Genomic DNA, 20792 nt, shown 5'->3' with positions numbered 1-20792 from the left:
GCCCGTCATGAGCAATCGACTGTTCTACACCCCTCGCGTACTCGATGCCTTGCCCTTCGCCGGTGCACAGCCACCGGCCGACCTGAGCAAGCCGTTCCGGCACAAGGACAACGCGGCGTTTCTGGCCGAAGTCGCCCAGCAGTTGCAGCAGCTTGCCGGCCAACTCGCAGACGGCGAGCACCGGCACGCCGCCGATGGCGAGATGGCCATCGGCCTGATCGGTTCCTACGGCCTGTTCGGCTATGGGTTGCGCCGCAGCCAGGAAATCGTGCGCATCGATCGCGGGCCGTCGTACTGGAGCCACGCCTTCCTGTTCAACGGCGGCCTGCATGGCGACGCCAGGCGCCTGCGCGGTGCCAACAGCCCGTGGCTGGTCGAGTGCACGCTGCGCCCCAGCGCGCAATTCAGCGACGCGCTGTACCGCGACGGCGTCATGCCCAGGCGCCTGGCCGAATACGCCCCGGCCACCTTCGACTGGCAGCGTCTGAACAGCATCCCCAACTTCGCCGTCATCTCCCTGGCGATGACCGACGAGGAACGCCAGTACGTGCGCCAGGCTGCCCTGTCGCCGGAAAGCGCGCGCCAGCAGCTGGCCCTCTCCGCCCTGGCCGGCCAGTGGTTCAACTACCTGAGCGACAAGGCCGAGGTGCGCAACCCGTTGACCCTCGGCCAGCCGATGCATTCGGCGGCCTACGTGCAGATGGCCTACGCCGGGGCCAACATCGACCTGGCCCCCAGCGCCTCGCAGAGCACCGTCTGCCCAGAGCATTTCTGGGGGCTGGCCAAGTACCTGCAGGGCTACAGCCTTTATTACGACTCGGCCAGCCAGACCATGAAACCGCGACCGATCCGCGCCTGGGCCTGCATCCGCGACCCGCACTGCCTGATCACCGGCGAGGCGGCCGACCGCTCGCTGTCATCGCACACCCTCGCCGACATCCTCGGGCGCTGAACAGCGCGAGATAGAGCCGGGCAGGCACTGCCCGGCACATCCGATTGACTCCTTGCCCGATCGATGGTCATATGCGCGCCAGTTTCAGGTGTCCTGCGCCGCCGCGCGCAGGGTGAAACGGGAAGCCGGTGCGTCGCCTCGAGCGACAAGTCCGGCGCTGCCCCCGCAACGGTAAGCGAGCGAACCCTTCGACAGACCACTGTGCGCATGCATGGGAAGGTGAAGGCTTCACGACCCTCGCAAGCCCGGAGACCGGCCTGAAGCGTCACTTGGCAACCCGCGGTGGGCGGGCGCAGGCCGGTCCTCGCGTGCGCGCCTGCGTGCGCGTTTCGCCGTTGCGTGTTTTCCACCGGGATCCATTCCTTCCTGCAGCAGTGGAACGACATGTCCCGTATCAACAAGCTTCACACCCTGGCGGCGTGCCTCGCCGTCTCGCTACCGGCGCTGGCCGACGAGCAACACAGCCCTCTCACCCTCCCCTCCACGGCCGTCACCGACAGCCGCGACGGGCCGGCCATCGACCTGGCCACCCCAACCCCAGCCGGCTCGCGCCTGAACCTGAGCGCCCTGGAAACCCCGGCCAGCACCAGCAGCATCAGCGAGGCGCAGATCCAGCAGCGCAACAACCTCACCGTGCAGGATGCCGTGACCCGCTCGCCGGGCATCACCTTCATCGGCACCCCGGGCGACGGCGGCACCGGCCTGTCGGCGCGCGGTTTCACCGGCCAGGGCTCGGTGATGACCCTGTTCGACGGCTCGCGGCTGTACACCGGCGCCGGCACCCAGACCTTCCCGGTCGACCCGTGGATGGTCGAACGCATCGACGTGATCCGTGGCCCAGCCTCGGTGCTGTACGGCGAAGGCGCCACCGGCGCGGTGATCAACGTGATCCCGAAAAAGCCCTTCGCCGGCGAGATCCACAACCACCTGCGCCTGGGCTACGGCTCGTGGGATCGCCAGCAACTGGGCCTGGACAGCGGCGGCAGCCTGAGCGAACGCCTGAGCTACCGGGTCACCCTCAACCAGCAGCAAGGCAATGGCTGGGTCGACCGCACCGACTCGCGCAACCTGGCGCTCAGCGCCGCGCTGCGCTTCGATGCCAGCGACGACCTGAGCTTTACCCTCGCCCACGAACGCGGCGACGCCGAGCCCGCCAACTACTTCGGCACCCCACTGCTCGGTGGGCATTACCGCGACAGCCTGCGCAAGAAGAACTACAACGTGCAGAACGACGAGCAGCGCTACCACGACGAGTGGACCCGGCTGAACACCGACTGGACCATCAGCGACAGCGTCTCGGCCAGCAACCAGCTGTACTACATCAAGAGCCGCCGCCACTGGCGCAACGCCGAGGACTACACCTGGGACGCCGACGCAAGCCTGCTGCAGCGCGGCAGCTACCTGGAGATCAAGCACAACCAGGAGCAGATCGGCGACCGCCAGAGCTTCACCTTCGATCATTCGCTGCTGGGCCTGGCCAGCAAGACCGTGGTCGGTGTCGAATACAACAAGATCCGCTTCAACGTCGACAGCAACGCGCCCTACAACGACAGCGGCGTGGACCTGGTCGACCCGTGGCGCCCGGCCCCGGGCTGGTTCCACAGTGATTCGCCGCTGCGCCCGCAAACCCTCTCCACCACGCACACCTTCGCCCTGTTCGCCGAGAACCGCCTGCAATTGAGCGAGCGCCTGTCGCTGGTCACCGGGGTGCGCCGCGACCAGAACCATATCGACCGCGACAACCTGGTGGACGGCTCGCGCAGCGACGTCAGCCTGCGCGGTGGCAACTGGCGCGCCGGGCTGGTCTATGCGCTGAGCGACGACCTGTCGCTGTACGGCCAGTACTCCACCAGCGAGGATGGTGTGGGCAACCTGATCAGCCTCAGCCAGAAGCAGATGGACTTCGACCTCACCGAAGCCAAGCAGACCGAGCTGGGCATCAAGCAGCGCTTCTGGGAAGGCCAGGGCGAATGGACGCTGGCCGCCTACCACATCGTGAAGAAGAAGCTGCTGGTCTACGACCCGGCCAGCAAGACCCAGCAACAGGCCGGGCAGCAGACCTCCGACGGCCTGGAAGCCACACTGGAACTGGCGCTGGGCAACCAGTGGCAGGTATCGGCCAACGCCGCGCTGGTGCGGGCCAAGTATGACGATTACCTGCAAAGCACCTCGCAGGGGGTGATCGACCGCGCCGGCAATCGCCCGGCCAACGTGCCGCGGCGCACCGCCAACCTGTGGCTGAGCAAGGGCTTTGGCCAGGACGTGGAGGCGGGCCTGGGGCTGCGTTACGTCGACCAGCGCTACGCCAGCGTCGACAACCAGCAGCATGTGCCGGGCTACACCGTGGTCGACGCCAACATTGGCTGGCAGGTCCTGCCGGACGTGCGCCTGGGCTTGCAGGTGAACAACCTGCTCAACCGCGACTACGTGGCCTCGGCACATAGCGGCGAACAGTGGCTGCTGGGCGCGCCACGCTCGTACTTCGCCACGGTCGACTACCGCTTCTGACCACCGGGCCTCATCGCGGGGCAAGCCCGCTCCCACGCCATGCTGCACCAGTGGGAGCGGGCTTGCCCCGCGATGAGGGGGTGCTTGCATGGCGTCGCGCGAGCTGATCGACTAGGGCTACGCCTTCGCCGACAAGCCGCCAACCATGACCGACATCCCGCAGATCCCCACCCCGGCCGTGCATTCGCTCGACCAGCCGCGCACGGTGCTGTTCCTCGCCTACCCACACATGGGCCTGCTCGACCTCACCGGCGCGCAAACGGTGTTCTGGGCCGCCAGCAAGGCCCAGGCAGCCAAAGGCTTGCCCGGCTACCGGGTGGTCACCGCCAGCCTGGAAGGTGGCCTGGTGGCAACCGCCGAGGGCCTGGAGGTAGGCACCGAACCGCTGCTGCCCTGGTTGAGTGAGCCCTTCGACACCTTGGTGGTGCCCGGCGCGCCGGAGATTATCCGCACCCTCCCCGACCACGGCGAACTGGTGGCTTTTCTACGCCTGGCCGCCGCCCGCGCCCGGCGCACCGCCTCGGTGTGCAGCGGCACCTTCCTGCTGGCCGCCGCCGGCCTGCTCGACGGGCGCCGGGCGGCGACCCACTGGGCCATGTGCGACGCCCTGAGCCAGCGCTTCCCGGCCATCGAAGTGGATGCCGAGTCGATCTTCGTGCAGCAGGAGCAGGTGTGGACCAGCGCCGGGGTGAGCGCCGGCATCGATCTGGCCCTGGCGCTGGTCGAGGCCGACTGTGGCCGCGAGGTGGCCATGACGGTGGCGCGCGAACTGGTGGTGTTCCTCAAGCGCCCGGGCGGCCAGGCGCAGTTCAGCGAGCTGCTCAAGGCCCAGGGCGAGGACAGCGCCGCCTTCGACGCCCTGCACCTATGGCTGGGCGAGCACCTGGGCGAGGCGCACCTGAGTGTCGAGCACCTGGCCCAGCAGGCCTGCATGAGCCTGCGCAACTTCACCCGGGTGTACAAACAGAAGACCGGACGCACCCCGGCCAAGGCCATCGAGCTGTTTCGCCTGGAGGCCGCCCGCCGGTTGCTGGAAAACTCCGCGCAGCACATCGAGCAGATCGCCCGCCAGTGCGGCTTCGGCAACGAGGAGCGCATGCGCCTGGCGTTCCAGCGCCACCTGGCGGTCACCCCGCGCGACTACCGCGCCCGCTTCGCCCGCAGCGTGCCGCTGGCCGAAATCCAGGGTTCTTTGGCCTAGGGCGCAACGCCGGCCACCTTTAGCATTCCTTGCTGCGACAACCACCCTGTCGCGGAGCAAGCCCGCTCCCACGAGCTTGCCCCGCGACAGGCCACAGGTCGGACCACGCCCCACCCAACGGCACCAGGCGTACCCTTTCTCTCTGCCGTGCTCGAACCAACAACGCCAACTACCGCAGTACGCGGAACATCCAGGAGCACCCCCATGAAACAGATCCTGATCATCGGCGCAGGCTTCGCCGGGCTGTGGAGCGCCCTGGGCGCCGCCCGCCAGCTTGACCTGCAGCGACGCGACGACGTCGCCATCACCGTGCTCGCCCCCCAGGCCGAACTGCACGTACGCCCACGCTTCTACGAACCCGACGTACACACCATGGCGGCGCCCCTACAGGCGCTGTTCGACGAGGTCGGTGTGCGTTTCGTCAAGGGCAGCGCCTATCGCATCGACGAGAGCGCCCGTGAGGTGAGCTACCGCGCCCCCGGCGGCATCGAGTCGAAACTGCCCTACGACCGCCTGATCATGGCCTGCGGCAGCCTGCTCAACCGCCCGGACATGGCCGGCATCGAGCATGCCTTCGATGTCGACAAGATCGACTCGGCGTCGCGCCTGGAAGAGCACCTCAAGGCCCTCGCCAACCAGCCCGACAGCCCGGCGCGCAATACCGTGGTGGTGGCCGGCGGCGGCTTCACCGGTATCGAGACCGCCACCGAACTGCCGGCACGCCTGCGCAAGATCCTCGGTGAGCACACCCAGCCGCGCATCGTGGTGGTCGACCGTGGCGCGAATATCGGCGCGGCGCTGGGCGACGGCATCCGCCCAGCAATCGAAGAGGCCAGCGAACACCTGGGCATCGAGTGGATCTGCGGCGCCACGGTAGCGTCGGTGGACGCCGCTGGCGTGGTGCTCGACAACGGCCAGCGCATCGACGCCAGCACGGTGATCTGGACCGTTGGCTTCAAGGCCAACCCGCTGACCGAACAGATCGGCGGCGAACGCGACCGCCAGGGCCGCCTGCATGTCGACGGCAACCTCAAGGTCAAGGGCAACGAGGCGGTGTATGCCGCCGGCGATGTGGCCTATGCCGCCTGCGACGAGATTGGCAACTACGCCGTGATGTCCTGCCAGCACGCCATCCCGCTGGGCCGCTACGCCGGCAACAACGCCGCCGCCGAACTGACCGGCGTGACGCCGATGACCTACAGCCAGCCCAAGTACGTCACCTGCCTGGACCTGGGTGCCTGGGGCGCGGTGTACACCGAAGGCTGGGAGCGCACGGTGTCGCCACCCACGGACAAAGCCGAAGCCAAGGTGCTCAAGCACCAGATCAACTCGATCTGGATCTACCCACCGGCCGCCAATGATCGGGCGGCGGCACTGGCGGCGGCCGATCCGTTGATTCCGGTGGCCTGAGCCCTGTCGCCGGCAAGCCCACATCTTGCGCGGTCTGTGTAGGAGCGGCCTTGCCGGGGCGCCGGACCGGTCGGAAAGGGCCGCAGAGCGGCCCCGGCGATTTCAGACGTACTCGAGATCCTGGGGGCGCTGCGCACCCTTTCGCGACACAAGGCCGCTCCTACAAAAAACCTGCGCAAGACAGTTGCTCCCACAGGGGTTAGCGCCATCCATGCTCTGCGCTACACCCCGTAGGAGCCGGCTTGCCGGCGAACAGCGCTTCGGAGCAGCAAAGTCCCCTCGCTGAATGTAAAGCCCCGCGCCCTCGATATCAGCTATGCATCGAATGCATTTGTCCCGCGCGATGAACCCATGGCATAGATGCGCATCCACGCCTTATACGTGATCGCATTCCGCCTTCGAGGAGACTCCGCACATGAGCAAGCCTGTCTACACCCCACCCAAGGTCTGGACCCACGAGGCCCCCTCCGGCGGCCAGTTCGCCAGCATCAACCGCCCGGTCGCCGGCCCTACCCACGACAAGCAGTTGCCGGTGGGCAAACACCCGCTGCAGCTTTACTCCCTGGCCACGCCAAACGGGGTGAAGGTGACCATCCTGCTCGAAGAGCTGCTGGCCCTGGGTCACTCCGGCGCCGAATACGACGCCTGGCTGATCCGCATCGGTGAAGGCGACCAGTTCGGCAGCGGCTTTGTCGGGGTCAACCCGAACTCGAAGATCCCCGCCCTGCTCGACCGCAGTGTCGAGCCAGCGGTGCGGGTGTTCGAATCCGGTTCGATCCTCTTGTACCTGGCCGAAAAGTTCGGCGCCTTGCTGCCCAAGGACCCGGCCAGCCGCACCGAAAGCCTGAACTGGCTGTTCTGGCAGATGGGCTCGGCGCCCTACCTGGGCGGTGGCTTTGGCCACTTCTATGTGTACGCGCCGGAGAAGTTCGAATACGCCATCAACCGCTTCACCATGGAAGCCAAGCGCCAGCTCGATGTGCTCGACCGGCGCCTGGCCGAAAGCGCCTACCTGGGCGGCGACGAGTACAGCATCGCCGATATCGCCGTGTGGCCGTGGTACGGCCAGCTGGTACGCGGCAACCTGTATGGCGCGGCGGAATTCCTGGCAGTGGATGAGTACCCGAACGTGCAGCGCTGGGCCGAAGCCATCGCCAAGCGCCCGGCGGTACAACGTGGCACTCGGGTAAACCGCACCTGGGGCGATGAAGCTACCCAGGTGCCGGAGCGTCATTCGGCGGCCGACCTGGACTGAGCCAATACACCCGAACGCCTGCACGCCCCTGTGGGAGCGGCCTCGTGCCGCGAAAGGGGCGCAGCGACACCAATGGCCGGGGCTGCGATGCAGCCCTTTCCGGCCGGTCCGGCGCCCCGGCGAGGCCGCTCCTACAGAAAACCTGTGCAAGCCAGTTGCTCCCCACCGCTGTTTCCGTGCACCAGCGCAGCGAATCCATCCCCCACAATGCCGCGCTGCAACGAAGCTTTTCCCCGCTGCATGCCTGCGTCGGACAAGACCTTCTTGCTACACTCGCCGCCATGATTTTCCACCTGCACAACTGTGGTGACAGCATGATCGAGGTAACCGAGGTTTCCATTGCCGAGCTGCGCGACGCGCTCGAGTCTGGCCGCACGACGGCGGTCGAGCTGGTCAAGGCGTACCTGGCCCGCATCGACGCCTACGACGGCGCCGACACCGCCACCCGGCTCAATGCCGTGGTGGTGCGCAACAAAGAAGCGCTGAAAGAGGCCGAAGCTTCCGACGCCCGCCGCGCCAGCGGCCAGACCCTCGGCCCGCTGGATGGCATCCCCTACACCGCCAAGGACAGCTACCTGGTCAAAGGCCTGACCGCCGCCTCCGGCAGCCCGGCGTTCAAGGACCTGGTCGCCCAGCGCGATGCCTTCACCGTCGAGCGCCTGCGCGCCGGCGGCGCCATCTGCCTGGGCAAGACCAACATGCCACCGATGGCCAACGGCGGTATGCAGCGCGGCGTCTACGGCCGCGCCGAAAGCCCATACAACGCCAACTACCTGACCGCGCCCTTCGCCTCGGGCTCGTCCAACGGTGCCGGCACCGCCACCGCCGCCAGCTACAGCGCCTTCGGCCTGGCCGAAGAGACCTGGTCGAGCGGCCGTGGCCCTGCCTCGAACAACGGCCTGTGCGCCTATACCCCCTCGCGCGGGGTGATCTCGGTGCGCGGCAACTGGCCGCTGACCCCGACCATGGACGTCGTCGTCCCCTACGCGCGGACCATGGCCGACCTGCTGGAAATCCTCGACGTGGTGGTGGCCGACGACGCCGACAAGCGCGGCGACCTGTGGCGCCTGCAACCCTGGGTGCCGATCCCGGCCGCCTCCAGCGTGCGCCCGGCCTCGTACCTGGAGCTGGCGGTGGACGCCGCTTCGCTCAAGGGCAAGCGTTTCGCCGTGCCACGCATGTACATCAATGCCGACGCTGAAGCCGGCACCTCGGAGAAACCCGGTATCGGTGGCCCGACTGGCCAGCGCATCAACACCCGCGCCAGCGTGATCGAGCTGTGGAAGCAGGCGCGCCAAGCCCTGGAAGCCGCCGGCGCCGAAGTGGTCGAGACCGACTTCCCGCTGGTGTCCAACTGCGAGGGCGACCGCCCGGGCGCACCGACCGTGTTCAACCGCGGCATCGTCAGCAAGGAATTCCTGCATGACGAACTGTGGGAACTGTCCGGCTGGGCCTTCGACGATTTCCTGCGTGCCAACGACGACCCCAAGCTCAACCGCCTGGCCGACGTCGACGGCCCGCAGATCTTCCCTCACGACCCGGGCACCCTGCCCAACCGTGAGGACGACCTGGCCGCCGGCATGGACGAATACGTCAACATGGCCAAGCGCGGCCTGAAGACCTGGGACCAGATCGCCACCGTACCGGACGGCCTGCGTGGCCTGGAGCAGACCCGCAAGCAGGACCTGGAAGACTGGATGGACGCTCATGGCCTGGACGCGGTGCTGTTCCCCACCGTGGCCGACGTTGGCCCGGCCGACGCCGACGTCAACCCGGCATCGGCGGACATTGCCTGGAGCAACGGTATCTGGGTGGCCAACGGCAACCTGGCGATCCGTCACCTGGGCGTGCCGACCGTCACCGTGCCGATGGGTGTGATGGCCGATATCGGCATGCCGGTGGGCCTGACCTTCGCCGGCAAAGCCTACAGCGACAACAATCTGTTGAAATTTGCCGCTGCCTTCGAGGCAACCGGCTCGCGCCGCATGATCCCGCCGCGCACGCCGAAGCTGGGCTGATCGTCAATCAGCGCGGGGCAAGCCCGCTCCCACGCAAAGGAGGCAGCGTGGGAGCGGGCTTGCCCCGCGGTTGTATACACCGCTGGAAAACTTCAACACCGCATGCAAAAATCAACCAACTGTTGATTCTCGTGCATGCCGTCATGACCCCAAACCAAGAGCGCCAGCTCACCTTCACCGTACTCAAGGCCACCCTCCAGGCCCTGGGCAGCGTTGTCCCGCGCAACGTCGAAATCCTCCTGCACGATCTCACCCAACCGGAACGCTCCGTCGTGGCCATCGCCAATGGGCAGCTGTCTGGTCGCCAGGTGGGCAGCCCGATCCTCGCCGCGCCGGAACAGGACCAAGGGTTCAAGGCGCTGATGCAGGCCGCCGAAGGCCAGCCGGGTAGCGAGCCCGTGGTGCTGCCTGACTACCCCACCACCCTCAAGGGTCGCAGCCTGCGCAGCGCCACGGCGATCTTCCGCGACAGCAGTGGCCTGCCCTTCGCCAGCTTGTGCGTGAATACCGACGTCAGCGGCCTGGACGCCGCCATGGCCTTCCTGCAGCACTTCCAGCCACTGGGCGCCGCCCCGATCGCGACCAGCAACAGCGAGCCTGCCGAGATGGCCGTGCTGATGGCCGAGATCATCCACGACTCGCTGCAACGCAGCGGCCAGGGCCGCATGAACAAGCAGGCCAAGGTCGAGGCGGTGCGGGTGATGCAGGAGCGCGGCCTGTTCATCGTCAAAGGGGGCGTGGAGAAAGCCGCCGAGGCCCTCGGCGTGACCCGCTACACCATCTACAACTACCTGGAGCAGCTGCGCGGCGAGCCCGCCCCGGCTGCCCGCGACTGAGCCGGAGCCTGCCATGCCCTTGCATATCCACACCCCGCTGATCGAGTCCCGTCCCCTTTCGCTGAGCGCTGGCCGCCCGGTGTGGCTCAAGCTCGAAGCCCTGCAACCCTGCGGCTCGTTCAAGCTGCGCGGGGTCGGCCATGCCTGCGAGGTCCATCACGCCCAAGGTGCGCGGCATTTCGTCTCGTCGTCGGGTGGCAACGCCGGGCTGGCGGTGGCCTATGCCGGGCGCAAGCTTGGCGTACCAGTGACCGTGGTAGTGCCCGAGACCACCACCGAACGGGCCAAGGAGCTGCTGCGCCTGGAGGACGCCACGGTGGTAGTGCATGGCAGTTCCTGGCAGGAAGCCAACGAACGCGCCCAGAGCCTGCTCGGCCCGGGCGACGCCTTTATCCACCCATTCGACGACCCGCTGTTGTGGGCCGGGCATGCCAGCATGATCGACGAAGTGGCTGCGGCCGGCTTAAAGCCCGATGCCGTGGTGCTTTCGGTGGGCGGCGGCGGGTTGCTCTGCGGTGTGGTCGAGGGCCTGCAGCGCAATGGCTGGCACGACGTGCCGGTACTGGCCGTGGAAACCGACGGGGCGGCCTCACTACACGCGGCGATGGCCGCCGGGCACACCGTCGAACTGCCGCGGATCGCTTCGGTGGCGACCTCGCTGGGGGCCAAGCGGGTAGCCGAGCAGGCATTGGAATGCACCCGCCAGCATCCCGTGCACAGCCACCTGGTGAGTGACCGCGACGCGCTCGAGGCCTGTGAGCGCCTGCTGCTCGATCACCGGGTGCTGGTCGAGCCGGCCTGCGGCGCAGCGCTGGCGCTACTGCAGCGACCAGAGGTGCTGGCGCCCTATGCCAATGTGCTGGTGATCGTCTGTGGCGGTGCCACGGCTACAGTGGAGCAGATCCGTACTTGGCTGGAGCAAACGGCGTAATTCAAGCCGATTGGAATCTCCTGTAGGAGCGGCCTTGCCGGGGCGCCGGACCGGCAAGGCCGCTCCTACAGGGTTCGTGCGCGCCATCAGATGGGCCGCGACCAACAACACAAGGCCGCCGCCCGGCAACATCGCCACGATAGCGGGACCACTAACAATCGCTATATACTTTTCAACATAGCGATTCAGAAGTCCTGCCCCCGCCATGCCCACTATCCGTGACCGCAACCAGCAACTGATCCTCGACGCCGCCAGCGAAGCGTTCGCCCACCACGGCTACGCCGCCGCCCGGATGGATGACATCGCCGCCCGTGCCGGGCTGCCAAGGCCCAATGTCTTCTACTACTTTCGCAACAAGCGCCTGCTCTACGCCGCAGTGCTCGACCTGGTCATGGAGCCACTGCTGCACGCCGCCAACAGCCTGAACGCCGCCATCGCACCAGACCAGGCGCTGCCGCGCTACCTGCAGGCCAACGCCGAAGTCGCCCGGCGCCACCCCCATGCCGCGCGCATCTGGCTCAAGGAGCTACTGCACGGCGCCCGCCAGCTGTCGCCGCGACGCAACGAAGACCTGCGCGTGAGCGCGCGCCAGAGCCTGGCCTGCCTCAGTGCCTGGATGGACCGCGGGCTGATCGCCAGGACTGACCCGGAGCACTTGCTGCTGTTTCTCTGGTCCACACCGCTGGCGCTGTTCCGTTTCGGCGAGGCGCCCGGCAGCGCCAGCCAGCTCAAGCCGACGCGCGCGTCAAGCCAGGCCCTGGCCGACATGCTGCTGCGCGGCCTGCGGCCCGAGTGTGAAAGGAGCAAAACCGCCGTTTCGCTATATACAAAAAGCAACAGCGATGCCGCCTCCACCAGGCATACCGCGACGCCAACCTGAATCGCCCCCTCAAAGCCCAGCCGCCACCTGCGCCACCCAGTCGATGAACACCCGCAGCCGTGCGCCCACATGGCGGTTCGGCGGGTAGGCGACGTACAGCGGCATCGGCGCCAACTGCCAGTCCTCGAACAGGCGCACCAAGGCGCCGCAGGCCACCTGCTCGCGGGCCATGTAGTCCGGCAGCCAGAGCACGCCAAGCCCGGCCAGGCCAGCCGCGAGGTAGGCGTTGCCATCGTCCACCGCCAGCACGCAGCGCCCTTGCACCTGCACCTGCTCTGCCCCACGAGCCAGGTTCAAGGGCAAGGGTTTGCCGGTTCGGGCCCAAAGAAACCCCACCACGTGGTGCGCCGGGTTTTCCAGATCATGGGGATGGACCGGTGTACCGGCGCGCTGCACATAAGCCGGCGCGGCATACACGCCTAATTGCAAGTCGGCCACCCGCCGTGCCATCAGCGACTGGTCGAGCAGTTCACCACCGCGCACCACGCAATCGACATGCTCACCCATGATGTCGACCATGCGATCGCTGACGCCCATTTCGATCTGGATATCGGGGTAGCGGGCGTGGAAATCCGCCAGCCCAGGCACCAGCACCAGGCGGGCCAAAGGGCTCGGCACATCGACCCTGAGCTTGCCCCGTGGCTTCTGGGCCGCGTCCCCCAGGCTGCCCTCGGCGTCCTCAAGGTCAGCCAACAGGCGCAGCACACGCTGATAGAACTGCGCACCATCGTTGGTCACGCTCACCCGCCGGGTGGTGCGGTTGAGCAGGCGCACCCGCAGGCGCGCCTCCAACTGCTGGATCAGCTGGGTGACGCTGGTGCGGCTGATGTGCAGGGTGTCGGCGGCCTTGGTGAAACTACCGGTTTCCACCACCCGGGCGAAAGCACGCATGGCATCGAAGCGGTCCATCGGGCACCTCTGATTGTTAGCAAACGCCAAACAATCTTACCCGCAACTGCCTGATTATCGAGACACCGCCGCTGGATACAGTGGGGCCCTCCACTCACTGAAGGACACCCCCATGACTCACCGTGACGTAGTTTTCCCACCCGGCCGCCAGGCCCTGTATGAACGAAACCGCTATTCACCGGCCATCCGCGCCAACGGCCTGCTGTTCGTTTCCGGCCAGGTCGGCAGCCGCGACGACGGCTCGCCGGAGCCCGACCTCAAGGCCCAGGTGCACCGTGCCTTCGCCAACCTCGCGGCGATCCTGGGTGAAGCCGGCTGCACCTTCGACGACGTGCAGGACGTCACGGTGTTCATGGTCGACCCGCAGTCGAAGTTCGAAACCATCTGGCAGGTGGTGCCAGAGTATTGGGGTAGCGCCCCTCACCCGACCTTGACGGCGGTGGGCGTGACCTGGCTCTACGGCTTCGACTTCGAGATCAAGGTCGTCGCGAAGTTGCCTTGAGCGGTTGCTGGACAAGCAGCGGGACGATCTCGGGCACCCACGCATCCGCGCCAATCTCGACCAGCGCCAGGGTCACCGGCAGGCTGAAACGCCGGGGCCCGGCGCTGCCGGGGTTGAGGTACAGGCGTCCCTCGCGGTGCTCGATCAGCGGCTTATGCGAATGCCCGGTGATCACCACCTGCACCTCCTGGTCCAGGTGCGCCGGCACATCGGCCAGGTCGTGTACCAGCAGGACCTGCCAGCCCTGCACGTTGAAGCGCAGCACATCGGGCAACCCCGCCGCCCAAGGCAGCGCCAGGTCGTTGTTGCCGCGTACCCCATGCAGCGGCGCGATGGCACGCAACGCGACGAGTATTTCTGGCTTGCCGATATCTCCCGCGTGGACGAGCAGATCACAACCTGCCAGGGCTACCAGCGCCTCGGGACGCAACAACCCGTGTGTATCGGAAATCACGCCTACTTTCATTACGCCCCTCCTGAACGTGACTGATTGGGCCGGACAGCATGGGCTTTACCAAGCAGTTCCAAAGGTTACCGCGTGCTATGCTTCGGCGACTTTTCAGCCCCCAGAATCCTGTGAGATCAGGGCCGCGCCGGATACAAGCATGCAGATCAAAGAATTTCAGCTACAGAACTTCGGGCGTTTCGAACACCTCGAAGCCTCGTTCATGGAAAACGAACCCACACCCGCCAAGGTCATTGTACTGGTCGGCAACAACGGGGCCGGCAAGACTTCCATTTTGAAGGCCCTGGCTACGTCGCTGAGCTGGTTCGTGGGGCGAGTGCGTAGCGAAAAAGGTACCGGCAGCCCGATTGCAGAGCACGCGATCCTCAACGGCGCCGCCTCGGCAGCCATTGACATCCTGGTTACCGGGACGGCAGCCAAGGAAGCGCCATTGCGATGGACTATCGCACGCACTCGCCAAGGCAGGACAAAGCAATTTCAATCCGACCTTTCCGACGCCACCCGCCTCGCTGAGCACTACCGCGCCCTGCTGACAGACGCCAATGAATGTAGCCTGCCTTTGGTGGCGTACTATCCCGTGGAGCGCTCGGTGATGGAGGCGCCGTTGCGGGTCAGGAAAAGGAAAGCATTCGACCAGGTGTCTGGCTATGAAGAATTCCTGAATCCTGCTGTTGGCTTCGCGGGTTTTTTCGAATGGTTCAGGGATCGGGAAGATCATGAGAACGAGCGTGTCTCTGAGATGGTCACCGTGCTGATTACCGAAGGTTGGACGTCGCAAGTCTTCAATCACATCAACGACACGTCCCCACTCGTCGTTGACGTGAAGCCGGCAAGCCTCACGCTGAGCGAGAAATTGCGGCACCTTACAAGCACGCAACGGGACAGACAGCTTTCAGCTGTTCGATTGGCCATCGAACACTTTATGCCTGGTTTCTCCAACCTGCGCGTGCAACGCAAACCACGCCTGCAATTGATGGTCGACAAAGACGGACAGTCTCTAGATATCCTGCAACTTTCCCAAGGCGAAAAGTCCCTGATGGCACTGGTCGGCGATATCGCCCGACGCCTGTCGTTGATGAACCCAGCGCTGGAAAACCCATTGCACGGTAGTGGCGTGGTACTGATCGACGAAGTGGACATGCACCTGCACCCGTCTTGGCAACGGGATGTTATCCGCAACCTGACTCACACCTTCCCTAACTGCCAGTTCATCCTGACCACGCATTCACCTTTGGTGATCAGCGACTACCCGGACGTGCTGGTGCTCTCCCTGAACGACGGCCAATTGGAAAAAGTGCCGTCGCAGTTCGGTCAGGATGCCAACACCGTGCTGCTGGATGTCATGGATACACACATCCGCAATCCCGAGGTTGGCTCAAAGCTCAACGATACGCTGGATGCCATTCAGACTGGCCGGCTAGAAGAAGCCAGGCAGCTCATCGCCGACCTTGAAAAATGGTTGCCTCCCTCCAATCTGGAGCTGACCCGGGCCAAGCTGTTCCTACGCAAACAGGAGTTGCGCCTTGAGAAAGATCGACAAAGGCGCTGAACCTGCGGCGCTCACACGTGCCAGGACGCAAGTCCCACGCCGCCACTACACAGATCTGGAGCATGCCGAGCGCGTTGCAATCCGCCAAGCCTGTACGGCCGAGCAGATGCATCTGTGCGCTTACTGCTGCGCCTATGTGTCGGGCGATCGAGAAGATACGATGAATGAGCACCTGATGTGCAGGGACCAGCATCCCGGGCGGAGCCTGGACTTCGACAATATCGTGGCGAGTTGCAAGACGCCGCGTCAATGCGATGCGGCCAAGGGCAACAAGCCGATCGCGCTCACTCCCCTCATGGCGGAATGCGAGAACGAACTGGTGTTTCTCGTCAGCGGTCGTGTTGAAGGCCGCACGCCACGAGCAGTCGAGACGATCACCACGCTCAATCTTGGCGACCACGAGCGCAACAACAAAAAGTTGGTCGAGAAGCGCAAGGTTCTGTCACAAGCATTGCTACAGCGCGAGGGTCCGTTATCGCCACTGTATGACGACGAGCTGCTGCAGATGGTGATTGACGACCTCACTACACCGGTCAATGGCAAACTCGAACCTTATGCTCCCGTCGTCGTCAGTATTCTCAAAGGCTGGTTGAGCGTCGCTCAACCCTAGGCCTGTCGCCTCCTGCCACCGCGCAGCTGATCATCAGGATGGTCACATTCCTGTGCTCCAATAGGCCCATCGTGCATCTGACAGTGCCCACGAACGCCGCAGATCCGTAATGCCAAACGTGCCTGCGGGCACTTCGCCAGCTCGCAACGCCCGCAACTCAGACGAAATGCGCCTTCCACCCTTTCGAACTGCGGCAAGTGAAGGCACAATGCGTGTCCTTTTTTTGGCCGGCCTGGCCGGGGGCCTTTAAATGATCAAGACGCCGTACTACCTCATCGATAAACAGAAACTGCTGGGCAACATGGAAAAGATTGCCTACGTGCGCCAGCAGTCCGGGGCCAAGGCCCTGCTCGCCCTCAAGTGCTTCGCCACCTGGTCGGTATTCGACCTGATGCAGCAGTACATGGACGGCACCACTTCGTCCTCGCTGTTCGAGCTCAAGCTCGGCCGCCAGAAATTCGCCGGCGAAACCCACGCCTACAGCGTGGCCTGGGCCGACGACGAAGTCGAAGAGATGCTCGAGAACTGCGACAAGATCATCTTCAACTCCATCGGCCAGCTCGAGCGTTTCGCCGAGCAGTCCGAAGGCAAGGTGCGCGGCCTGCGCGTCAACCCGCAGGTGAGCAGCTCCGACTACCTGCTGGCCGACCCCGCGCGCCCGTTCAGCCGCCTGGGTGAGTGGGACCCGGAAAAGATCGAGAAGGTGATCGAGAAGATCTCCGGCTTCATGTTCCACAACAACTGCGAGAACGGCGACTTCAGCCTGTTCGACAAGATGCTCACGCACATCGAGGAGCGCTTCGGCCACCTGCTGCACAAGGTCGAATGGGTCAGCCTGGGTGGCGGCATCCACTTCACCGGCGAAGACTACGCAGTGGACGCCTTCTGCGCGCGCCTGAAGCAGTTCGCGCAAACCTACGGCGTGCAGGTGTACCTGGAGCCGGGCGAAGCGGCCATCACCAACAGCGCTTCGCTGGAAGTGACCGTGCTCGACACCCTGTACAACGGCAAGCACCTGGCCGTGGTCGACAGCTCGATCGAAGCGCACCTGCTCGACCTGCTGATCTACCGCCTCAACGCCAAGATGGCCCCCAACGACGGCGCGCACACCTACATGGTCTGCGGCAAGTCGTGCCTGGCCGGTGACATCTTCGGCGAGTACCAATTCGACAAGCCCCTGGCCATCGGCGATCGCCTGTCGTTCATCGACACGGCCGGCTATACCATGGTCAAGAAAAACTGGTTCAACGGTTTGAAGATGCCGTCCATCGCGGTCAAGCAACTCGACGGCAGCGTCGAAGTGGTGCGCGAGTTCGGTTTCGAAGACTACGTTTCGAGCCTGTCGTAAGACAGGCTTTCATGAAGGAGAGCAGCTGAATTGAAGAAGAACGTTCTTATCATTGGTGCAGGAGGTGTCGCCAAGGTGGTGGCCCACAAGTGCGCACAGCATAACGACGAACTGGGTCGTATTGCGATTGCGTCACGGAACATCTCCAAATGCCAGGCCATCATCGACAGCGTCAAGGCCAAGGGTAGCCTCAAGGTACCCGCCGACATCCAGGCCTTCGCGCTCAATGCCCTCGATGTCGAGGCGACCAAGGCACTGATCCGCGAGACCGAATCGCAGATCGTGATCAACGTCGGTTCCGCCTTCCTCAACATGTCGGTGCTGCGTGCCTGCATCGATACCGGTGTCGCCTACCTGGACACCGCCATCCACGAAGAGCCGGGCAAGATCTGCGAGACCCCGCCGTGGTACGGCAACTACGAGTGGAAACACCTCGAAGAGTGCCAACAAAAGAACATTACCGCCATTCTCGGCGTCGGTTTCGACCCGGGTGTGGTGAACAGCTACGCGAAACTCGCGCAGCAACAGTACTTCGACCAGATCGACTCGATCGACATTCTGGACGTGAATGCCGGCTCCCACGGCAAGTACTTCGCCACCAACTTCGACCCGGAAATCAACTTCCGCGAGTTCACCGGGCAAGTATGGAGCTGGCAGAACAGCCAGTGGACCAGCAACACCATGTTCGAGGTCAAGCGCACCGACGACCTGCCGGTGGTGGGTTCGCAGAACCTCTACCTCACCGGGCACGACGAAGTGCACTCGATCTCGAAGAACCTGAACGTGCCGAACGTGCGCTTCTGGATGAGCTTCGGCGAGCACTACATCAACGTGTTCACCGTGCTGAAGAACCTCGGCCTGCTCAGCGAGCAGCCGGTGAAGACTGCCGAAGGCCTGGAAGTGGTACCGCTCAAAGTGGTCAAGGCCGTACTGCCCGACCCGGCCTCGCTGGCCCCGGGCTACACCGGCAAGACCTGCATCGGCGACCTGGTCAAGGGCACCAAGGACGGCCAGCCGCGCGAAGTGTTCATCTACAACGTGGCTGATCACGAAGAAGCCTACGCCGAGACCGACAGCCAGGGCATCTCCTACACCGCCGGTGTACCGCCGGTGGCGGCCGCCCTGCTGGTCGCCCGTGGCGAGTGGGACGCCGGCCGCATGGTCAACGTCGAGGAGCTGCCGGCCGAGCCGTTCCTCAAGGCGTTGGACGTCATGGGCCTGCCGACCCGCGTCAAGGATGAAAAGGGCGACCGTCCCTGGGACGCCTAAGCTGCACATGCAAGATGCGCCCTTTCAAGGGCGCATCTCATCAATGCACGCTTCGACGCCTCAGGGCAAAGGCCCGTAGGATTTGTCCAAGCGGCTGAAGGGTATTTATACTCCTGCGCTCATACAGGAGTACTGAGTGCATGGACAACACAGCGGTAGACATCAACGCGCATATTACTGATTACCTTGGCTATTACCTCGCCCTCCCTGACCCGCGCTTCGCGGTCATGCTCAATGGTCAATGGGGTATCGGCAAGACCCACCTGATCCGCGCCTACCTGGAAAACAGCGGCGTCTCGACCGAAGACTACACATACATCAGCCTCTACGGCGTAAGCACCTTCAATGACATCGATGAGCTGGTCATCGCCGATGTGCATCCGCGCTTGGACGGTAAAGTTGCCAAGGCCATTGAAAGCCTCGGCAAATCAACCCTGGCGTACTTCAGCCTGCAGACCGACCTTGGGCGCAAGCTGTTCTTCAACAAGTACAAGAAGCCCCTCTACATTTTTGATGACCTGGAACGCTGCGGCATTGAGCCTGACAAGGTGCTGGGTTACATCAACCGATTCGTCGAGCATGAAGGCAAGAAAGCCATCATCATTGCCAATGAACAGGAGCTTGACGAAAGCAACAATTACCTGAAGTACCGGGAAAAGCTGATTGGCAAGACACTCTCCGTGTCACCGCCCCTCGACGATGCCCTGTGCTCGTTTATTTCTGCCAACGCATCAGCGCAATTCAAGGACTTCATCACCCTGCACACCGAGCAGATAAAACACCTGTATCAGGTCTCCGGCATCAGCAGCCTGCGCATCCTGCAGCAATCACTCTGGGACTTCGAGCGTTTGTTCAATACGCTCACGGACAGGCACCGAAGCCATCCCGAAGTGCTGCTGCACTGCCTTGAAGTCTTTTTCCCATTTTCGTTTGCCTTCAAAGCCGGCACCGTGAGCGAGGAGGATATCCAGCAACGCCCGCAAGACTCCGTCTACAAGCATTTTGCTCGCGCGCTTGCTGAAGGTGAGGAGCCAACAGGCTTCGAGAAACTGGAAAAGCGCTATGCCGGTTTCAACCTACGGGACCACGTACTCGGTAACCAGGACCTGGTCAACACCCTGGTCAAAGGCATCTTCAATGCCGCAGAGATTGAGCAAACCCTGTCTCACTCGCGCTTCTTTCGCGACGAATCTGAAACTGCCATGCAGACACTCGCCAATGCCTTCAGCCGTAGCGAGCAAAAATTCCAGCATGCATTGGCCACATTCAACACCGAATACGGCGACCTGGAGTTCACCTGCATCGACGATGTCCTGTCCAGTTTCAGCCTGCGTCTGTGGCTGGCCGAGCAAGGTTTCATCGATAGCACCGCCGACCAGGTCCTCGCGCAAGGTCAGGCGTACCTTGATTCCCTCTATCTACAGCAACGGCTACTGCCCCTGACCGATCACTACCTCACGGATCGTCAATACAGTTTATTCAGTGGCCGCTTCTATAATCCCTCGTGGAACCATTCGGAATCGAAAGCCCACCGGGCCTTCTTCGAACACTACAAAGGCCTTACGCAACGGCTCATCCAAGATGCTTATCAGCACCGCATAGAGACGCTGATGAGCGACATGCGGGCGCAACCCGACCGCTACGTATGGAGAGTCTCGTACGCCAGCGCCAACAGCGACGATCACATGACTACCCCCGTGTTGACAGCGATCGATCCTCGCGGCTTTGTTGATACCCTGCTTGCTCTGCCCAATGACCAGCAGATCACCGTATTGGCTGCATTCGCGCGCCGTTATAACTTCACCCCAATAGAACCGAATACCGAGCGTACGTGGCTTTCAGCATTGAAACAGGAACTGGAAGAATCCAAAACGGGGCGATCACACTTCGATCGGCAGCGCATTGACAGCCTTATCAAGTACTACCTCACGCCGTACATCAGCAGCCTGTACGCGCCGGTAGACGCCTGACCGCGTTCGTTTTACCACAGCGCACGGCGAGACGGTTCAGACCGCCTCACCGTGCTTCTGCGCTCATGACGACTCACTGTTTACGGGCTTCCAGAATCAAGTTGAACGGCGTTTGCGTTGCCCGCCGGAATCGCTTGAACCCCGCCTCCTCGAACACCGCTCGCAACCGTGCCTCCCC

General features: G+C 64.1%; 17 protein-coding genes and 1 riboswitch. Of the genes, 15 read left to right on the top strand and 2 right to left on the bottom strand.

The features are described 5' to 3' along the window. Positions 1 to 7: 7 nt before the first annotated feature. The 9 genes from IX761_RS04330 (at position 8) to IX761_RS04290 (ending at position 11991) form a co-directional block, all read left to right on the top strand. Complete coding sequence (locus IX761_RS04330) at positions 8 to 952, top strand: hypothetical protein (RefSeq protein WP_194788401.1); 945 nt, start codon at positions 8 to 10, stop codon at positions 950 to 952. Positions 953 to 1021: 69 nt separating this feature from the next. Beyond that, a riboswitch (cobalamin riboswitch) is annotated at positions 1022 to 1228 on the top strand. Between the two features lie 108 nt (positions 1229 to 1336). Beyond that, on the top strand, positions 1337 to 3460 hold the full coding sequence (locus IX761_RS04325; RefSeq protein WP_194788400.1) for a TonB-dependent receptor: 2124 nt from the start codon (positions 1337 to 1339) through the stop codon (positions 3458 to 3460). A 145-nt stretch (positions 3461 to 3605) separates the two neighbouring features. Continuing rightward, positions 3606 to 4661: a GlxA family transcriptional regulator gene (locus tag IX761_RS04320; RefSeq protein ID WP_194788399.1), complete on the top strand. Its 1056-nt coding sequence runs from the start codon at positions 3606 to 3608 to the stop codon at positions 4659 to 4661. 204 nt (positions 4662 to 4865) lie between these two features. Beyond that, a complete protein-coding gene (locus IX761_RS04315; protein WP_194788398.1) occupies positions 4866 to 6071 on the top strand; it encodes an NAD(P)/FAD-dependent oxidoreductase in 1206 nt (401 codons plus the stop codon). Between the two features lie 415 nt (positions 6072 to 6486). After that, positions 6487 to 7326, top strand: coding sequence for a glutathione-dependent disulfide-bond oxidoreductase (yghU, locus tag IX761_RS04310; protein WP_194788397.1), 840 nt, complete (start codon positions 6487 to 6489; stop codon positions 7324 to 7326). Positions 7327 to 7640: 314 nt separating this feature from the next. After that, positions 7641 to 9344 carry an amidase gene (locus tag IX761_RS04305; protein ID WP_194788396.1) on the top strand — a complete coding sequence of 568 codons (1704 nt, stop codon included), beginning with the start codon at positions 7641 to 7643 and terminating at the stop codon, positions 9342 to 9344. A gap of 143 nt (positions 9345 to 9487) precedes the next feature. Next, positions 9488 to 10180 (top strand): helix-turn-helix transcriptional regulator, encoded by a 693-nt coding sequence (locus tag IX761_RS04300; protein WP_194788395.1) that lies wholly within the window; start codon positions 9488 to 9490, stop codon positions 10178 to 10180. Positions 10181 to 10193: 13 nt separating this feature from the next. After that, on the top strand, positions 10194 to 11111 hold the full coding sequence (locus IX761_RS04295; protein ID WP_194788394.1) for a pyridoxal-phosphate dependent enzyme: 918 nt from the start codon (positions 10194 to 10196) through the stop codon (positions 11109 to 11111). A 205-nt stretch (positions 11112 to 11316) separates the two neighbouring features. Beyond that, on the top strand, positions 11317 to 11991 hold the full coding sequence (locus IX761_RS04290) for a TetR family transcriptional regulator C-terminal domain-containing protein (RefSeq protein ID WP_194788393.1): 675 nt from the start codon (positions 11317 to 11319) through the stop codon (positions 11989 to 11991). A 9-nt stretch (positions 11992 to 12000) separates the two neighbouring features. Here IX761_RS04290 and IX761_RS04285 read toward each other — a convergent pair whose 3' ends face one another. Beyond that, a complete protein-coding gene (locus tag IX761_RS04285) occupies positions 12001 to 12900 on the bottom strand; it encodes a LysR family transcriptional regulator (RefSeq protein ID WP_194788392.1) in 900 nt (299 codons plus the stop codon). Between the two features lie 112 nt (positions 12901 to 13012). Between IX761_RS04285 and IX761_RS04280 the strand changes: the two genes are divergently transcribed. After that, positions 13013 to 13402 (top strand): RidA family protein, encoded by a 390-nt coding sequence (locus IX761_RS04280; RefSeq protein WP_194788391.1) that lies wholly within the window; start codon positions 13013 to 13015, stop codon positions 13400 to 13402. On the opposite strand, the gene IX761_RS04275 is transcribed toward IX761_RS04280, so the two are convergent. Then, positions 13377 to 13868, bottom strand: coding sequence for a metallophosphoesterase family protein (locus tag IX761_RS04275; RefSeq protein WP_194788390.1), 492 nt, complete (start codon positions 13866 to 13868; stop codon positions 13377 to 13379). The genes IX761_RS04280 and IX761_RS04275 overlap by 26 nt on opposite strands. A gap of 139 nt (positions 13869 to 14007) precedes the next feature. On the opposite strand from IX761_RS04275, the gene IX761_RS04270 reads away from it, so the two are divergent. From IX761_RS04270 to IX761_RS04250, 5 genes are all read left to right on the top strand, one after another. Continuing rightward, complete coding sequence (locus IX761_RS04270; RefSeq protein WP_194788389.1) at positions 14008 to 15417, top strand: AAA family ATPase; 1410 nt, start codon at positions 14008 to 14010, stop codon at positions 15415 to 15417. Further along, positions 15392 to 16027 (top strand): TIGR02646 family protein, encoded by a 636-nt coding sequence (locus IX761_RS04265; RefSeq protein ID WP_194788388.1) that lies wholly within the window; start codon positions 15392 to 15394, stop codon positions 16025 to 16027. Before IX761_RS04270 ends, IX761_RS04265 begins: the two co-directional genes overlap by 26 nt. A gap of 250 nt (positions 16028 to 16277) precedes the next feature. After that, complete coding sequence (locus IX761_RS04260; RefSeq protein ID WP_194788387.1) at positions 16278 to 17375, top strand: carboxynorspermidine decarboxylase; 1098 nt, start codon at positions 16278 to 16280, stop codon at positions 17373 to 17375. 30 nt (positions 17376 to 17405) lie between these two features. After that, on the top strand, positions 17406 to 18644 hold the full coding sequence (locus IX761_RS04255; protein WP_194788386.1) for a saccharopine dehydrogenase family protein: 1239 nt from the start codon (positions 17406 to 17408) through the stop codon (positions 18642 to 18644). A 140-nt stretch (positions 18645 to 18784) separates the two neighbouring features. After that, positions 18785 to 20614 carry a P-loop NTPase fold protein gene (locus IX761_RS04250; protein ID WP_194788385.1) on the top strand — a complete coding sequence of 610 codons (1830 nt, stop codon included), beginning with the start codon at positions 18785 to 18787 and terminating at the stop codon, positions 20612 to 20614. Positions 20615 to 20792 lie beyond the last annotated feature (178 nt).

Origin of the sequence: Pseudomonas sp. UFMG81, assembly GCF_015354575.1 — a bacterium.
GTDB lineage: Bacteria > Pseudomonadota > Gammaproteobacteria > Pseudomonadales > Pseudomonadaceae > Aquipseudomonas.
This window is presented reverse-complemented; position numbering and strand designations above follow the sequence as displayed.